Genomic DNA, 14,915 nt, shown 5'->3' with positions numbered 1-14,915 from the left:
AAGAGGTGGTAAGCGCTTTAAAGAATGGATGCATTGTTTTGTAACCGCTAACAACTCGTCCATTGATGGGATTAAAGCTTTTTACGTACTTACACATCACCTGAGGAGGAATATAATGCGCAACAAGTATGTTGTATGGTCACTCGTATTAACAATGCTGATCTCGAACTTATTCCTGACCGTTGGATCTCCTGAACCTGTATCGGCTGCCGGTGGACCAAACCTGGCACTGGGCAAAAATGTTACTGCGAGCGGCTACACTCAAACTTACAGTCCGAACAATGTGAATGACAGCAATCAAGGGACTTATTGGGAGAGCACGAACAATGCATTCCCTCAATGGATTCAAGTGGATCTTGGTGCCAATACAAATATTGACCAAATCGTATTGAAGCTGCCAACGGCCTGGGGTACACGGACACAAACGCTAGCTGTGCAAGGCAGCACGAACGGTTCAACGTTCTCGGACATTGCCGGCTCTGCGGATTATGAATTCAATCCAGCCGTTGCTGGCAATTCAGTTACCATCAATTTTACTGCCACGAACACACGTTATGTTCGTTTGAACGTGACGGCCAACACCGGTTGGCCAGCAGCCCAATTTTCCGAATTTGAAGTGTACGGTGCCAGTGGCCCAACGCCGACTCCGTCGCCGTCCGCAACGGCAACTCCGGTGCCGACTGCATCGCCAACCGCTGTACCTACGGCGTCGCCAACAGCCACACCAATAGTAACTCCGTCGCCAACGACCGCACCTACGGTCGCTCCTACGCCAACACCGACCCCTACGCCAACACCGACTGCAACACCTGTACCTACAGCAACGGTGACCCCGTCGCCAACGGCTAGTCCGACCGCAACGCCTACGCCACCAACAGGCAGTAACATTGCAATCGGCAAAGCGATCACTGCCTCTTCCAGCACTTTGAACTTTGTAGCTGCGAACGCTAATGATAACAACACCAACACGTACTGGGAAGGCGGCAGCAACCCAAGTTCGCTGACGCTGGATCTCGGTGCGAATCATAACATCACTTCCATTGTGTTGAAGCTGAATCCTGGTTCTGCTTGGAGCACACGGACACAAACCATTCAAGTGTTAGGCCATAATCAAGATACAACCACCTTCAGCAATCTGGTTGCTGCACAAACCTACACATTCAATCCCGCTTCCGGTAATACAGTAACGATTCCAGTTACTGCAACGGTTAAACGTCTGCAATTGAACATTACAGCCAATTCCGGCGCGCCTGCCGGACAAATTGCTGAATTCCAGGTATTCGGAACACCGGCACCGAATCCCGATCTTACAGTTACTGGAATGTCTTGGACACCGACTTCTGTAGTTGAGAATAATGCAATCACATTGAATGCAACCGTCAAGAATATCGGTTCCGCAGGTTCTCCAGCTGCTAAGGTGAACTTCTATCTGAACAATGAGCTGGCCGGGTCTGCGACAGTAGGTGCTTTGACAACAGGGTCATCGGCCACAGTATCTGTGAATGCGGGTACCAAGACTGCGGGTACGTATACGGTCAGCGCCAAGGTAGACGAGAATAATGAGATCATTGAAGAAAATAAAGCAAATAACAGCTACACACATCCATCTTCACTGGTTGTTGCGCCAATTACAAGCTCTGATTTGGTCGGCACGGTCTCTTGGACCCCTAGTAATCCAACAGTCAACAATCCAGTAGCATTTACTGTTAACCTGAAGAATCAAGGGAATCTGGCTTCGGCCGGGGGAGCTCATGGTGTTACAGTCGTTCTGAAGAACGCCGCTGGAACAACTGTTCAGACTTACAATGGTACTTATAACGGTACACTTGCGCCGGGAGCATCAGTGAATGTCAGTGTAGGTTCCTGGACAGCAGCAATTGGGAACTATACGGTGACGACTACCGTTGAGGTAGACGCCAATGAAGCTCCGGTTAAACAAACCAACAACGTCAGCACAACTAATCTGACCGTATACTCGGCTCGTGGTGCAAGCATGCCTTATACCCGGTATGATACGGAAGATGCTACCCGAGGTGGGGGTGCAACACTCCAGACCGCTCCGACCTTCGATCAAGCACTAACCGCATCGGAAGCCTCCGGGCAGAGTTACATTGCTCTTCCTTCCAATGGTTCCTACGTACAATGGACTGTTAGACAAGGGGAAGGCGGCGCGGGTGTGACGATGCGCTTCACTATGCCGGATTCAGCCAATGGTATGGGCCTTAATGGAGCACTGGATGTGTACGTGAATGGTACTAAGGCCAAGACGGTTCCGTTGACTTCTTACTACAACTGGCAGTATTTCTCCAGTGACCAGCCAGGAGATACACCGGGTGCAGGACGTCCGCTGTTCCGTTTTGATGAGGTTCACTGGAAGCTTGATACAGCCCTTAAAGCCGGAGACACCATTCGTATTCAAAAGAACAATGGCGACAGCCTTGAATATGGTGTGGATTTCCTCGAAATCGAGCCTGTTCCTGCGGCCATCGCCCGTCCGGCCAACTCGGTATCCGTAACCGATTTCGGTGCGGTTGCGAATGATGGTCAGGATGATCTTGCAGCCTTTGAAGCAGCGGTTCAATCCGCGGTTGCAACCGGCAAGACATTGTACATTCCTGAAGGCACATTCCATCTAAGCAGCATGTGGAAGATCGGTACGCCAGCCAACAAGATTAATGATATTAAGATTCTGGGTGCAGGAATTTGGCACACGAATATCCAGTTCACTAACCCGAATATTTCAGGCGGCGGAATTTCCTTCCGTGTTCAAGGCAAGCTTGATTTCAGCAATATCTACATGAATTCCAATCTTCGTTCACGTTATCACGAAGGTGCGATCTACAAAGCGTTCATGGACAATTTCGGCAAGAACTCCATAGTCAGCAATGTCTGGGTAGAGCATTTTGAGTGCGGCTTCTGGGTGGGTGACTATGCCCATACACCAGCCATCATCGCTGATGGTCTGGTCATTGAGAACAGCCGGATTCGCAACAATCTTGCTGATGGTGTGAACTTTGCTCAAGGTACCAGCAACTCTACAGTTCGTAACAGCAGCATCCGTAATAACGGTGACGACGGTCTGGCGGTATGGACCAGTAACGTCAACGGTGCGCCGGCAGGCGTGAACAACACGTTCTCCTTCAATACGATTGAGAACAACTGGCGTGCAGCAGCGATTGCCTTCTTCGGCGGCAGTGGTCACAAAGCCACCAACAATCTGATCGTGGACACTGTTGGCGGGTCTGCAATCCGCATGAATACCGTATTCCCTGGATACCATTTCCAAAACAATACAGGTATTCTGTTCTCCGATACTACTATAATTAACAGTGGTACGAGTAAAGACCTATACAATGGTGAACGTGGAGCAATAGATCTTGAAGCCTCCAATGATCCCATCAAGAACGTAACATTCACCAACATTGATATTCAAAGAACACAGCGCAGTGCTATTCAGTTTGGATATGGCGGCGGGTTCCAGAATATCGTGTTCAATAACATCAATATTAATGGCACAGGTCTGGATGGCATTGAGACATCGCGATTCACATCGCCACATAAGGGTGCAGCAATTTACACCTATACCGGCAACGGCTCAGCCACATTCAACAACCTGACAACCAGCAACATTGCCAATCCTAATATCAACTTGATTCAAAATGGTTTTAACCTTACCATCAACAATTAATAGTAAAGTCCCAAGCAGGGTACTCTTCGGAGTATCCTGCTTTTTTTCACTGGTTTAATCCGTAGAAAAATATCGAAATTTGGAACGTAGAGTTAGGAGATATAAGAGTTAATTACTATTTATTACCTCTAATATCATTAGGATGCATACATTAATCGTAGAATTACCACTTATTTCATTGGCAATGATTCATCTATAATTGGAGTATATGTCATTGAAAGGAGGATCGACAGTAATTCCGATTTATAGACAGAGAGGCGGGCAAAAGAAGAAAATAGCGTTTTACTAGACAAAATGTAACCGTTATCAATTATTCGTTTTAGGATATCTATGCTTTATCGTACTTACATTTGCCTTAGGAGGAATAGAATGCGTAAAAAATATATCGCGTGGTCTCTAGTATTGACCATGCTAATCTCAAACTTATTTCTGACAGTTGAATCTCCTGCTCCAGTGGCTGCTGCCGGCGGACCGAATCTAGCGTTAGGGAAGAATGTAAGCGCTAGCAGTTATACCCAAACCTATGGACCGGGCAATGTGATTGATAACAATCAGGGAACATACTGGGAGAGCAATAACAATGCTTTTCCGCAATGGATTCAAGTGGATCTTGGCGCGAATACGAACATTGATCAAATCGTATTGAAACTTCCGTCATCCTGGGGAACACGGACACAGACTTTGGCTGTACAGGGAAGCACGAATGGTTCGACATTCAACAATATCGTAGGCTCTGCCAACTATGCGTTCAATCCTAACGTTGCTGGCAATTCCGTTACCATTAATTTCGCGGCTGTAAGCACTCGTTACGTTCGTCTGAACATAACGGCTAACACGGAATGGCCTGCAGGACAATTATCTGAATTTGAAATTTATGGTGCGGGCGGTACGACCCCTACACCAACGCCAACGCCAGCACCAACGTCAACACCAGCACCTACAGCCACTCCAGCTCCAACGCCACCTGTAAATTCTAACCGTGGAGCAACCATGCCGTATACGCGTTATAATACTGAAGATGCAACCCGTGGCGGCGGGGCAACGTTAAAATCGGCTCCGAATTTCGACCAATCACAGACAGCTTCGGAAGCTTCCGGTCAGCGTTATATCGCACTTCCTTCCAACGGTTCCTCCGTGCAATGGACGGTAAGACCAGGTGAAGGCGGCGCAGGTGTGACCATGCGCTTCACGATGCCAGACTCTGCTAACGGTATGGGTCTTAACGGAGCGCTGGATGTCTACGTGAACGGAACCAAAGCTAAGACCGTTCCATTGACTTCTTACTACAACTGGCAGTACTTCTCTAGCGATCATCCAGGAGACACGCCAGCCGACGGGCGTCCGTTGTTCCGCTTCGATGAAGTACACTGGAAGCTGGATACTCCGCTCAAAGCGGGCGATACCATCCGCATTCAGAAGAACAATGGCGACAACCTGGAATACGGTGTAGACTTCCTTGAAATCGAGCCTGTTCCGGCAGCCATTACCCGTCCGGCGAATTCCGTATCCGTAACGGATTTCGGCGCCGTAGCCAATGATGGGCAAGATGATATTGCTGCCTTCGAAGCAGCTGTTCAATCGGCAGTATCTACAGGCAGAACGCTCTATATTCCAGAAGGCACCTTCCATCTGAGCAGAATGTGGAAGATCGGAACAGAGAGCAATATGATTAACAATATTACCATCTTGGGTGCGGGCATCTGGCATACAAATATCCAGTTCACGAACCCTAACGTTGCAGGCGGAGGGATTTCCTTCCGCGTTTCAGGCAAACTTGATTTCAGCAACGTCTACATGAACTCCAATCTTCGTTCACGTTATGGTGAACAGGCCATCTACAAAGCTATGATGGATAATTTCGGCAAAAACTCCAGAGTCAGCAACGTTTGGGTAGAGCACTTTGAATGTGGTATCTGGGTGGGCGATTATGCTCATACACCTGCTATGATTGCCGATGGTCTGGTGGTTGAGAACAGCCGTATTCGCAACAACCTCGCAGACGGCGTTAACTTCGCTCAAGGTACAAGCAATTCTACTGTGCGCAACAGCAGCATTCGTAATAACGGTGACGATGGTCTGGCCGTATGGACCAGCAGTGTCAATGGTGCACCTCAAGGTGTGAACAACACCTTCTCCTTTAACACCATCGAGCATAACTGGCGTGCTGCGGGTATTGCCTTCTTCGGCGGCAGTGGTCACAAGGCCACTAACAACCTGATCGTTGATACAGTAGGCGGTTCCGGTATTCGGATGAATACGGTGTTCCCTGGATACCACTTCCAGAACAACACCGGAATTACTTTCTCTGATACTACCATTATCAACAGCGGTACAAGTAAGGATCTGTACAACGGTGAACGCGGAGCGATCGACCTGGAAGCATCGAGTGATTCGATTCGTAACGTAACGTTCACGAATATCGATATCATCAACACTCAGCGCAGTGCCATTCAGTTCGGATACGGCGGCGGATTCCAGAACATTGTATTCAACAACATCAACATTAATGGCACAGGTCGGGATGGTATTGAAACTTCGCGTTTCACTTCCCCGCACAAAGGGGCAGCAATCTATACCTACACCGGCAACGGTTCGGCAACCTTCAATAACTTGAATACCAGTAATATTGCCAATCCGAATACCAACTTTATTCAAAACGGCTTTAACTTGACTATCAACAATTAATGGTTAAAGTCCAAGACAAGGTGCTCTTCGGAGAGCACCTTGTTTTTTTATCAACCAACGGCTCTATCTCTATAGTATCTCTACGGTTAACGGACAATAGGAAATGATTTACTATATTGTGTAATCATGATACGATGGCAACTGGAGATGTTACGAAAGGAGCATGGACTGGAATGGGAGATATCCTTTAATGGCTAAGTGAATGGAATAGATGGGCTGATGCCTTCTTTTATGGAGGGTCAATTTTGTCTATTTTAAATTTAACCATTATAGGGATCGCTGGGTTCATGTGCTATAAATACGCCAAGCGAATGCCTAGTTTAGGGTATTCGTTTTTTATTGGGAAGCTTACATCTCCAAGTAGTGCATGATTTCAGCGTTTCCGCAAGGAGATGATCTCGGATGAAATCATTAATGAATAAGATTGCGATTGTTACTGGAGCTAGCCGGGCGCAAGGAATCGGCACTGCAATCTGTCTAGAGTTAGCTAGAGAAGGCGCTGATATCTTTTTCACACATTGGTCCGTATATGATCGCGGAATGAACTATTATATGAATGAAGATTTAGACTGGCCGCAGCAGTTGAGAGAGGAAATTGTCAGCTTGGGGGTACGCTGTGAGTCCATGGCGCTAGATTTGTCGCAGCCGGATGCACCAGGGATATTGTTGGGTGAAGTTCAAAAGCAGTTGGGTTCCCCGTCTATTCTAGTGAACAACGCAACCTATTCTGTGGATGTAGATTTTCGTTCCATAGATGCAGCGATCCTGGATGCTCATTATAACGTGAATGTTAGAGGTACATGCCTCTTAATGGTTGAGTTTGCCCGCCGGATAGAAGGACAACATAGTGGGCGTATTATTAATATGGTGTCAGGACAGGACAAGTCACCGGAGCCGGGGAATTTAGCCTATGTTGCAACCAAGGGGGCGGTTTCTACGTTTACAAAATCCATCGCACTTGAATTAGCCCCGTTGCAAATTACGGTTAATGCAGTAGATCCTGGACCTACAGATAGCGGATGGATGAACAGTGAAGTGAAGGAACACTTACTCCCTAAATTTCCGATGGGACGCATTGGTGAACCTAAGGATGCTGCGAAGCTAATCGTTTTTTTGGCAAGTGAAGAAGCAGGATGGATTACGGGGCAAATCATTCATTCAGATGGGGGCTTCTGGTGAAGTAACGATTCATATATTTACTAAGGGAAGGACATGATGTCCTTCCCTTTTTTTGCTCAACTATTCTCCAGGCTATTCATCGGCTATTGTAATACTCGGTTCCAGTTCCTTGAGCGTTAGCCATTTCATCCCTATTTCAAAATCTTCTTGGAATGTTGTTTCCAATAAAACTTCAGGTTCTACAGGCATGTTGTGTTTGGCCCTGTACTCCTTCCAGTATTGCGCCCAATCCGCCGGGTTCATCTGTTGCTGATAAATGACAATTTTATGCGGAGCGAGAATGGCATTGGTAATATGAATAGTTTGGCTAACAACCTCGGCAAACGCCTGAAAGTCCAGGGAGCTTCCCCAATCCACATGTAGTGGGAGGAATTTAATTTCACCGGCCATGCCGTCTTTTCCTTTGACAATTCTGCCATCCAGATAGATGCCCATACCAGGAGGGGTCTTGTCTGGAAAATAGATGCCGACAACCGTTTGTTCTTCTTCAGGCTCTCTCTCTACACAATATCCAACCACAGCAGCGTTGACGTCATTTTCAAGCACGACAGGAAGGCCAAACTCTTGCTGCAAATCTTCAATGATTCGAATCCCGTTGAGCCGTTCATGACTGCTTACGGTAATTTCACCATGAACAGATTGCCCTGGAATACCAAGCCCGATGACATTAATGGAAGGATACTGCACTAGAAATTGGTTAATAATTGCATAGAGACGTTCTTTTTCGAACAATGCCATTACATTGTCTTCCCGTGCCAATACATCACCTTGCAGATTGATTACTGTTGCAACAACAGTATCTTGACCCTGATATTCCCTCATATAGAGGACTAATGCCAAATGATAGTTGAAATTATAACGGTAATTTAAAGCGGGTCTTCCCCCGCTCGATGAGACTAACTCATCCTCCAATAACTCTCCATACTTCACAAGATCTTTAACGAGCGAATTAATAGTCACGACACTTAACTTCGTTAATGCTGATAGCTGAGGCTTTGTTGCTGTTTGCACTTGCTTCATTACTCTTCTTACGTGATTCAGGTTAATTTCTTTGATAAGGTTCTTACTAGGCTGATTCATTGGAAGCCTCCATTATTCCTTAATGAAGATTTTTATTCACTATGCAGCAAAATTGATTCTAAAGTCAAGTGTAGCTAGAGCTCACAAGTTAGTGAAGCTTATTGTAACGGTATTGCTAGAATTAATCTTGACAATAAAATCGTACTGAATTATAAGGTGTCTCGAACCCCGATGATACTCGATACGCTGGGTGCCTCTATGGAACAAATGGGGTGGATCATATTCGGGCTGGCCACAGGCTCGATCATCGGACTCTTGAGTGCCAGCCATTTGATTGCGCATAAGGCGGACGTTATGTCATGATGATGGGTCTGAACATTAGCTCAGCTGGATTGTAGTGTTAATAGCTGTAGGCATAGCGGGTTTATTTTCACATGCGGCAAAGCCAATAGGGGAAAAAGATAGCGAGTCATAAATGCTGTGAATGAATAGAAAATATGCAAGGCTTCCGAGTTGCTTTAGATTCGGTAGTCTTGTTTTTATAATTAGGAAGAAAAGCGTGATATCCCTTTCGTTTGGTTCTCCGGCAGATTGTCATAGTCTGGAATAAAGAGTAGGATAAGAAAGATGAACCAGACTGCTGCTGAAAGGGATGATTGTTTTGAGTGAAGTGCAGTTTAACCCCGTTACATCCTATGAACCATCCCGTAGAGGTGAGGGGGAGAGACACCAATGCAATCCGCAAAAATGAAACTAGAGGCTTATATTCGCAGCTATCTGGAATTGTGGGAATTCTATGGGGTTATTCAAGTAATCAGCAAAGGTGAAGTTTTATTTGAAAGCGCATACGGATACGCAAATCTTGAGTTTGGGATCAAAAATAATATCCATTCGTGCTTTTCTCTCGCTTCCGTGTCGAAGCAATTTACCGCTTCTGCAATTATGCTGTTGCATGATCAGAACAAGCTGAATATCGATCAGCCTGCGCAGGTTTACCTTCCTGAAGGCATGATGATTAATGAGTCTATCCGTGTACATCATTTACTGTCGCATTCTTCCGGGTTATATAATTTTCATAATTTTGAAAATGACTTTTTTGCTGGATACAACAGAAACGAGTATTCGCGGGACGACTTCTTTAAAAGATATATTAACAAACAGCCTACAACACCCCCAGGTACCACCTTTGACTACAATAATTCCAACTATAATTTACTGGCCTGGATCATCGAGAATGTCTCTGGAGAGCGTTATGAGGATTTTATCCGAAACAACATTTTTAAGCCTTTGAAAATGATGAACAGTGATGTAGATGATGGCTGCAAACCTATTAACAACAAATCTACTCCGTATACAAAAGATTTTAATACAATCATTAAGAGTTCTTATCATAATGAAAAATTCAGCATCGGTGCTGGCGCTATCGTTTCTAATTGCGAAGACTTGTTAAAATGGTATATTTGTTTGCGGGATCGGAAGCTCCTTTCCCCAGAAGCCTATTCCAGGTTCTTCAACGAAAACCAAAATAACTACTGCTACGGTCTGGAACATCATTATGTGTATGGGGCGCACAGATATACTCACGGGGGAGATCATCTAGGAGTAAGCACGTATATGCAGAATTACTTCGATGAGGATCTTTGTATCATCATTCTTTCGAATAACGAAGCCATCGACCAGTACAGACTGGGTCAAGCCATTGCAGATATACTGCATCATATAGAGGTCAAGGCTCCTACACAACATGATGAACAGATCATCAGCGAGGACATGCTTACAGAATTTTGCGGGACCTATCTGAAGGACAAGATCGAAATCGAACTTATTCAGGGGAAACTATACTTTACGAGATTTTCAGGGAATCTTCATATCGAGATTTACCCGGTAGGTGAAGGGAGATTTGTGCGTAGACATTCGGACCAGGTTGACCCCTATCGTATTGAAATGAACGAACATGGGAAGAGGACATTTTTCGGGTATCCGAAGAATGGATAGCCACTACCCGAATTGAAGTCCGCGACCGTCGCGGGCTTTTTTTCGTTAAAAGACAGTGATTACCAGCTGCGCTGCGTCAAACATATATAGACGCTAGGGAGGAGAGAACAAAGTGACTTTTAAAATACGAAAAACGGCCGTACAGTCCCTCTGGATGATGTGGGAAAAAGCGTTCGCGCTGCTGTCTCATTTTCGCGGTTCGCACAAATCTCGATTTGGCATATGTACAGTGTTGCTTAAAAAACACCGGGGGGAGTCCATAGTTTGTCAGGATGACACGGTTATTCAGCACGGGGAGTGGATAGGGGAAATCCATCTCGATAATGAAATGATCCTGAAGCTGATTCAAGCCGAAGGTTCGGACCGGGCCGCGCTGCAAACCGCCCGTATGCTACGTAAATCCATGCAGCAAATCAACGATGCTTTCGAATCGCATTCCGAGTTCAATCAGGCTAAAGCTTTGATGGGGATTACACTGCTTCACCGGGGACTAGTTCACGGTCTGGGTTTTGAACAACAAAGCCTTAAATCCGGATTTTTCGAGTGGTTCACAACGATCTATCTTCGACTGCTGCTCTCAGCTATGCACCCGGAGGGAAGACAGCGAATTCGCCGGAGGACAGAACTGCTGGTACCCATACGGCTCATTCATTCGCGGAATTCCTTGCAAAAACGTTTCTCCCCCTTACAGAAAACTACGGGTTAACATAGTTTATGATGAAATAGACAAACGAGCTATTCTCCCCTGACATTAAACGCATATATTTAATTTACCATCATTATTTTTCATATGGAGGAGAGTCATGCTCAAATACCTGGCAGGCGGAATATTGTGTGCAGCCTCTTGTTACATGTTTGTTCCCAGCTTGATCAGCCGAATGACCGGTTTTGGTGTTTTCCGCAAGGGAAGAGCTCAAAAGCAGGTGGCTTTTACTTTTGATGATGGCCCGCATCCGAAATATACTCCAGTATTATTAGATTTATTGGAATTGTATCAAGTTAAAGCAACCTTTTTTGTGCTTGGCGCGCAAGCAGAGCAGTATCCGGAGCTCATCCGCAGGATGGACCGGGAAGGCCATCAGATCGGCATTCATAATTATTATCATAAGACTAACTGGCTGATGCTGCCCGGTACGATCCGGCGTGAGCATCTGGAACGTTCTGCCGATATTATAGAATCGATTGTTGGAATTCGGCCGAACCATTACCGCCCGCCTTGGGGCTTGATCAACCTGTTTGATTTTTTCCATTACAGACATTACCGCATTGTTCTTTGGTCGCTAAAAGGCGGCGATTGGAGCAGCAGGGTCTGCCGCACCCGCTTACAGTCCACCCTCTTAGGCCGAATTACTGATGGTTCTGTTGTCCTGTTACACGACAGCGGAGAGACCATGGGTGCAGACCCGAATGCACCGTACTACATGATGCAAGCGCTGGAGGAGGTACTGGGAGAGCTGAAGACCAGGAACCTGCAATTCGTGCGTCTGGATGAGATGGCTTAGGAAAAAATGAGAGCTGGGATCCGGGTTACGGACCTCAGCTTTTTTGCCTTTTATCAAAAGAAATTCGGGCGATCGCATCATGCTGATGAATCGATTCCTCATTACGGCATTCCACTGTGAACTTCTCCACAAAGTCATATTCGTAGAGATCAGCGGCAATCAGCCGAGCGAGATCTTCGACAAATCGAGGATTCTCGTAGGCCCGCTCAGTGACCATTTTCTCATCCGTTCGTTTCAGCACGGGGTGAAGCGCAGCACTGGCATTCGACTCAGCCGCTTCCAGCAGCATTACCTTCCAATTGTCGTCCAGAAGCTGCGGGTCAACATTGACCCGAATCGAGACCAATCCCCGCTGATTGTGCGCGCTGTATTCACTGATTTCTTTGGAACACGGACAAAGTGTAGTTACAGCAACAGTAATACCCACCGTAATTTCAAACTTCCGGTACTTAGACTCGTCATACGCTATTTCAATATACAACTCGGAATGCCCTAACCCGATTAGATTAGAGGCAGGTGCTGAACGCTCATAGAACCAAGGGAACTCCATCAACAGCTTCGAACCAGTCTGATTCATAACTAAGGCTAGTTCTTTTGTCAATTTACATAATTGAGCAAGATCTGTAGACAACCCTTCCTGCCGATAGGATTCCAAAGTTTCTGTCAAGCGGCTCATATTGATTCCCTTACTCTTTTGACCCAGATTCGTAGTCAACTCTATGCTTGCTATGGTCGTCTGAACATGAGGTGCCATAGTTGAATGGATGGTGAGCGGATGCTTAACTCTTGTGATGCCGACCTCTTCAATTGCAAACAAATAATCTTCTCTATGATTCTGCAGGTCGGTCATCTGATCTTTAAGGGTGGGCTTGTTTCCGGTAACGGGCGGGACAGACCCGAACAGCACATGCCGTTCTTTTTTTGTTGGAAAAGAGGATCTGGTCATCTATAGTAACGCTCCTTATTGTAAAGTAAATGAATTGTTATATTAATAGTAAACATTACTAATAACAAGTCAATAGTTTTATGTGAGTAGGTCTTATATTTTCTCCCATAATTCGACAAAAAAGTTTGAATAGTTGGTTTATAATGGCTGAAGAGTTTCTGGGTAAAGGAAGTTAGTCATGCTTAGATAATGAAGGGGATTAGTCGATGAAAAAATGGCTGTATGTGTGTTTATGCTTTAGTTTGCTGATGAGTCTGGGTGTATCTAAGGGACCTGTAGCTTCTGCTGCAAAGGCGCAGCAGGTGTTTCGAATCGGGGTTGAACACCTGCCAGAATCGCTCGATCCAGCAGCGGCTGAGGTGGGTAGTTCTTATACGATCGTGAAAGGATTATTTGAGGGCTTGGTTCGTCTGAATAACGCGGGGCAAGCTGTTCCCGGCATGGCTGAAAAATGGACGCTTTCGGATGATGGCAGAACGTATACCTTTACCCTTCGATCTGGTGCCAAGTGGAGCAACCAGCAGCCGGTAAAGGCGTCAGACTTCGAGTACGCATGGAAACGGGTCCTTGCACCGAGTGCTAACACTCTTTATGCGTACAGCTTCTTTGTGATTGCTGGCGCAGAGGACTATAACAACGGGAATTTGAAAGATCCTGCGAAGATCGGTATCAAAGCAATAAATCAAAATACGCTGCAAGTGAAGTTGAAGCAAAAAACTCCTGAGTTCCTCCAAATTCTTGCACATCCAATCTATCTGCCGGTTCATGCAGACACGGTCAAGGGAAATAAGAATTGGGGTAATACGGACAAAACCATGGTCACTAATGGCCCATTCAAGCTTAAATCGTGGGATGACGATGAGGCCGTATTGGTCAAAAATCCCGACTACTACTTGGCGAAAGAGATTTCTTTCTCAGAGGTTCGTGTAGTGGTTCCAAGATTCAGTCTGGATGGGATCAACACCGTGACATCAGCTTATCTTATGAATAATGTAGATTGGGTAGGCGGAGAAGAGAATATTGATTATGAAGGTTTGGATGACAAAACTTTCGGTGATTTGATCCACTTGCCATACGGCAGCACGTATTTCTACCAATTTAATCTTAACAAAGCGCCGTTCAAAAATGTAAAGATACGTAAAGCGTTAGCGATGGCTATTGATCGGAAGGCCTTATCTTATGGCACGCCAGCGTATGGTTTTGTGGCTCGGGGGATTCGGGGGACGAAAACGGATTTTCGCTCGGAAATATCGGATACGGCATACTTTAAAGAGGATCTGAAACAGGCTGGGCAGCTGCTAAAAGAGGGTCTGAAGGAAGAGGGACTGAAGGCACTCCCAAGCTTCTCTATTATTATTAACGAAGGTGACGGTCATAAGACTATAGCACAAGCAGTGATTGGAGATTGGAAGAAGAACCTTGGAATTAATGCAAGTATTGAAGTGAAGAGCTTTGGAGAACTGATCGATAAACGGCATAAGGGGAGCTATAGCATAGCCAGAGCAGGATGGGGGGCGGACTTCAATGATCCAGTAACCTTTTTTGAGTATTTCACCTCTTGGAGTGGCACAAATGATTCAGGCTGGAGCAGCCCACAGTATGATAATTATATCAAACAAGCCCAGCAGACCTTTGATACTCGCAAGCGCATGCAGCTATTAGCCAATGCAGAAAAAGTTCTGATCGACCAAATGGTCATTATACCGTTGTATTATTATGTGGTTGATGTTTTACGTAAGCCCGATATCAGGAATGTGTATATTGATAACGATAGATCCGTTATATTCAGCAGAGGATATTTTCAGTGAAATTTAACGCGAAATTTTGAAGATCACCACATAAGGCCCGCGTTTGCGGGCTTTTTTAGCTGTCAGCCTGTGAAATATTAGGTAGATGTATC

At 45.7% G+C, this 14,915-nt stretch carries 9 protein-coding genes and 1 pseudogene; 8 read left to right on the top strand and 2 right to left on the bottom strand.

The window, feature by feature from the left end; genetic code table 11:
* Nucleotides 1-115: 115 nt before the first annotated feature.
* The 3 genes from ACFVU8_RS06420 (at nt 116) to ACFVU8_RS06410 (ending at nt 7,552) form a co-directional block, all read left to right on the top strand.
* On the top strand, nt 116-3,688 hold the full coding sequence (locus ACFVU8_RS06420) for a discoidin domain-containing protein (protein ID WP_379466727.1): 3,573 nt from the start codon (nt 116-118) through the stop codon (nt 3,686-3,688).
* Between the two features lie 369 nt (nt 3,689-4,057).
* Nucleotides 4,058-6,373 carry a discoidin domain-containing protein gene (locus ACFVU8_RS06415; RefSeq protein WP_387426363.1) on the top strand — a complete coding sequence of 772 codons (2,316 nt, stop codon included), beginning with the start codon at nt 4,058-4,060 and terminating at the stop codon, nt 6,371-6,373.
* A 402-nt stretch (nt 6,374-6,775) separates the two neighbouring features.
* Complete coding sequence (locus tag ACFVU8_RS06410; RefSeq protein ID WP_379466730.1) at nt 6,776-7,552, top strand: SDR family oxidoreductase; 777 nt, start codon at nt 6,776-6,778, stop codon at nt 7,550-7,552.
* Between the two features lie 72 nt (nt 7,553-7,624).
* Here ACFVU8_RS06410 and ACFVU8_RS06405 read toward each other — a convergent pair whose 3' ends face one another.
* The gene (locus ACFVU8_RS06405) at nt 7,625-8,632 is read right to left on the bottom strand and encodes an ROK family protein (RefSeq protein WP_387426361.1); all 1,008 of its coding nucleotides are present in this window, start codon (nt 8,630-8,632) and stop codon (nt 7,625-7,627) included.
* A 156-nt stretch (nt 8,633-8,788) separates the two neighbouring features.
* On the opposite strand from ACFVU8_RS06405, the pseudogene ACFVU8_RS06400 reads away from it, so the two are divergent.
* From ACFVU8_RS06400 to ACFVU8_RS06385, 4 genes and pseudogenes are all read left to right on the top strand, one after another.
* Nucleotides 8,789-8,917, top strand: a pseudogene (locus ACFVU8_RS06400) (MFS transporter); the annotation flags it as partial.
* 387 nt (nt 8,918-9,304) lie between these two features.
* Nucleotides 9,305-10,567 (top strand): serine hydrolase domain-containing protein, encoded by a 1,263-nt coding sequence (locus ACFVU8_RS06395; protein WP_387426358.1) that lies wholly within the window; start codon nt 9,305-9,307, stop codon nt 10,565-10,567.
* 112 nt (nt 10,568-10,679) lie between these two features.
* The gene (locus ACFVU8_RS06390; protein ID WP_387426356.1) at nt 10,680-11,273 is read left to right on the top strand and encodes a YkoP family protein; all 594 of its coding nucleotides are present in this window, start codon (nt 10,680-10,682) and stop codon (nt 11,271-11,273) included.
* A gap of 97 nt (nt 11,274-11,370) precedes the next feature.
* Entirely contained in the window at nt 11,371-12,069 is a 699-nt protein-coding gene (locus tag ACFVU8_RS06385; protein ID WP_175372679.1) for a polysaccharide deacetylase family protein, read from the top strand.
* A 34-nt stretch (nt 12,070-12,103) separates the two neighbouring features.
* Here the strand turns inward: ACFVU8_RS06385 and folE2 are convergent, their stop codons facing one another.
* Complete coding sequence (folE2, locus tag ACFVU8_RS06380) at nt 12,104-13,015, bottom strand: GTP cyclohydrolase FolE2 (protein ID WP_387426353.1); 912 nt, start codon at nt 13,013-13,015, stop codon at nt 12,104-12,106.
* Nucleotides 13,016-13,221: 206 nt separating this feature from the next.
* On the opposite strand from folE2, the gene ACFVU8_RS06375 reads away from it, so the two are divergent.
* On the top strand, nt 13,222-14,823 hold the full coding sequence (locus ACFVU8_RS06375; protein WP_387426352.1) for a peptide ABC transporter substrate-binding protein: 1,602 nt from the start codon (nt 13,222-13,224) through the stop codon (nt 14,821-14,823).
* Nucleotides 14,824-14,915 lie beyond the last annotated feature (92 nt).

Origin of the sequence: Paenibacillus sp. NPDC058177, assembly GCF_042883835.1 — a bacterium.
Lineage (GTDB): Bacteria > Bacillota > Bacilli > Paenibacillales > Paenibacillaceae > Paenibacillus_AQ > Paenibacillus_AQ agri.
This window is presented reverse-complemented; position numbering and strand designations above follow the sequence as displayed.

Excerpts from the sequence above, each read along its gene's own strand:
- ACFVU8_RS06420 (WP_379466727.1), top strand. The coding sequence starts at position 116 with ATGCGCAACAAGTATGTTGTATGGTCACTCGTATTAACAATGCTGATC.
- ACFVU8_RS06415 (WP_387426363.1), top strand. The coding sequence starts at position 4,058 with ATGCGTAAAAAATATATCGCGTGGTCTCTAGTATTGACCATGCTAATC.
- ACFVU8_RS06410 (WP_379466730.1), top strand. The coding sequence starts at position 6,776 with ATGAAATCATTAATGAATAAGATTGCGATTGTTACTGGAGCTAGCCGG.
- ACFVU8_RS06405 (WP_387426361.1), bottom strand. The coding sequence starts at position 8,632 with ATGAATCAGCCTAGTAAGAACCTTATCAAAGAAATTAACCTGAATCAC.
- ACFVU8_RS06395 (WP_387426358.1), top strand. The coding sequence starts at position 9,305 with ATGCAATCCGCAAAAATGAAACTAGAGGCTTATATTCGCAGCTATCTG.
- ACFVU8_RS06385 (WP_175372679.1), top strand. The coding sequence starts at position 11,371 with ATGCTCAAATACCTGGCAGGCGGAATATTGTGTGCAGCCTCTTGTTAC.
- folE2 (WP_387426353.1), bottom strand. The coding sequence starts at position 13,015 with ATGACCAGATCCTCTTTTCCAACAAAAAAAGAACGGCATGTGCTGTTC.
- ACFVU8_RS06375 (WP_387426352.1), top strand. The coding sequence starts at position 13,222 with ATGAAAAAATGGCTGTATGTGTGTTTATGCTTTAGTTTGCTGATGAGT.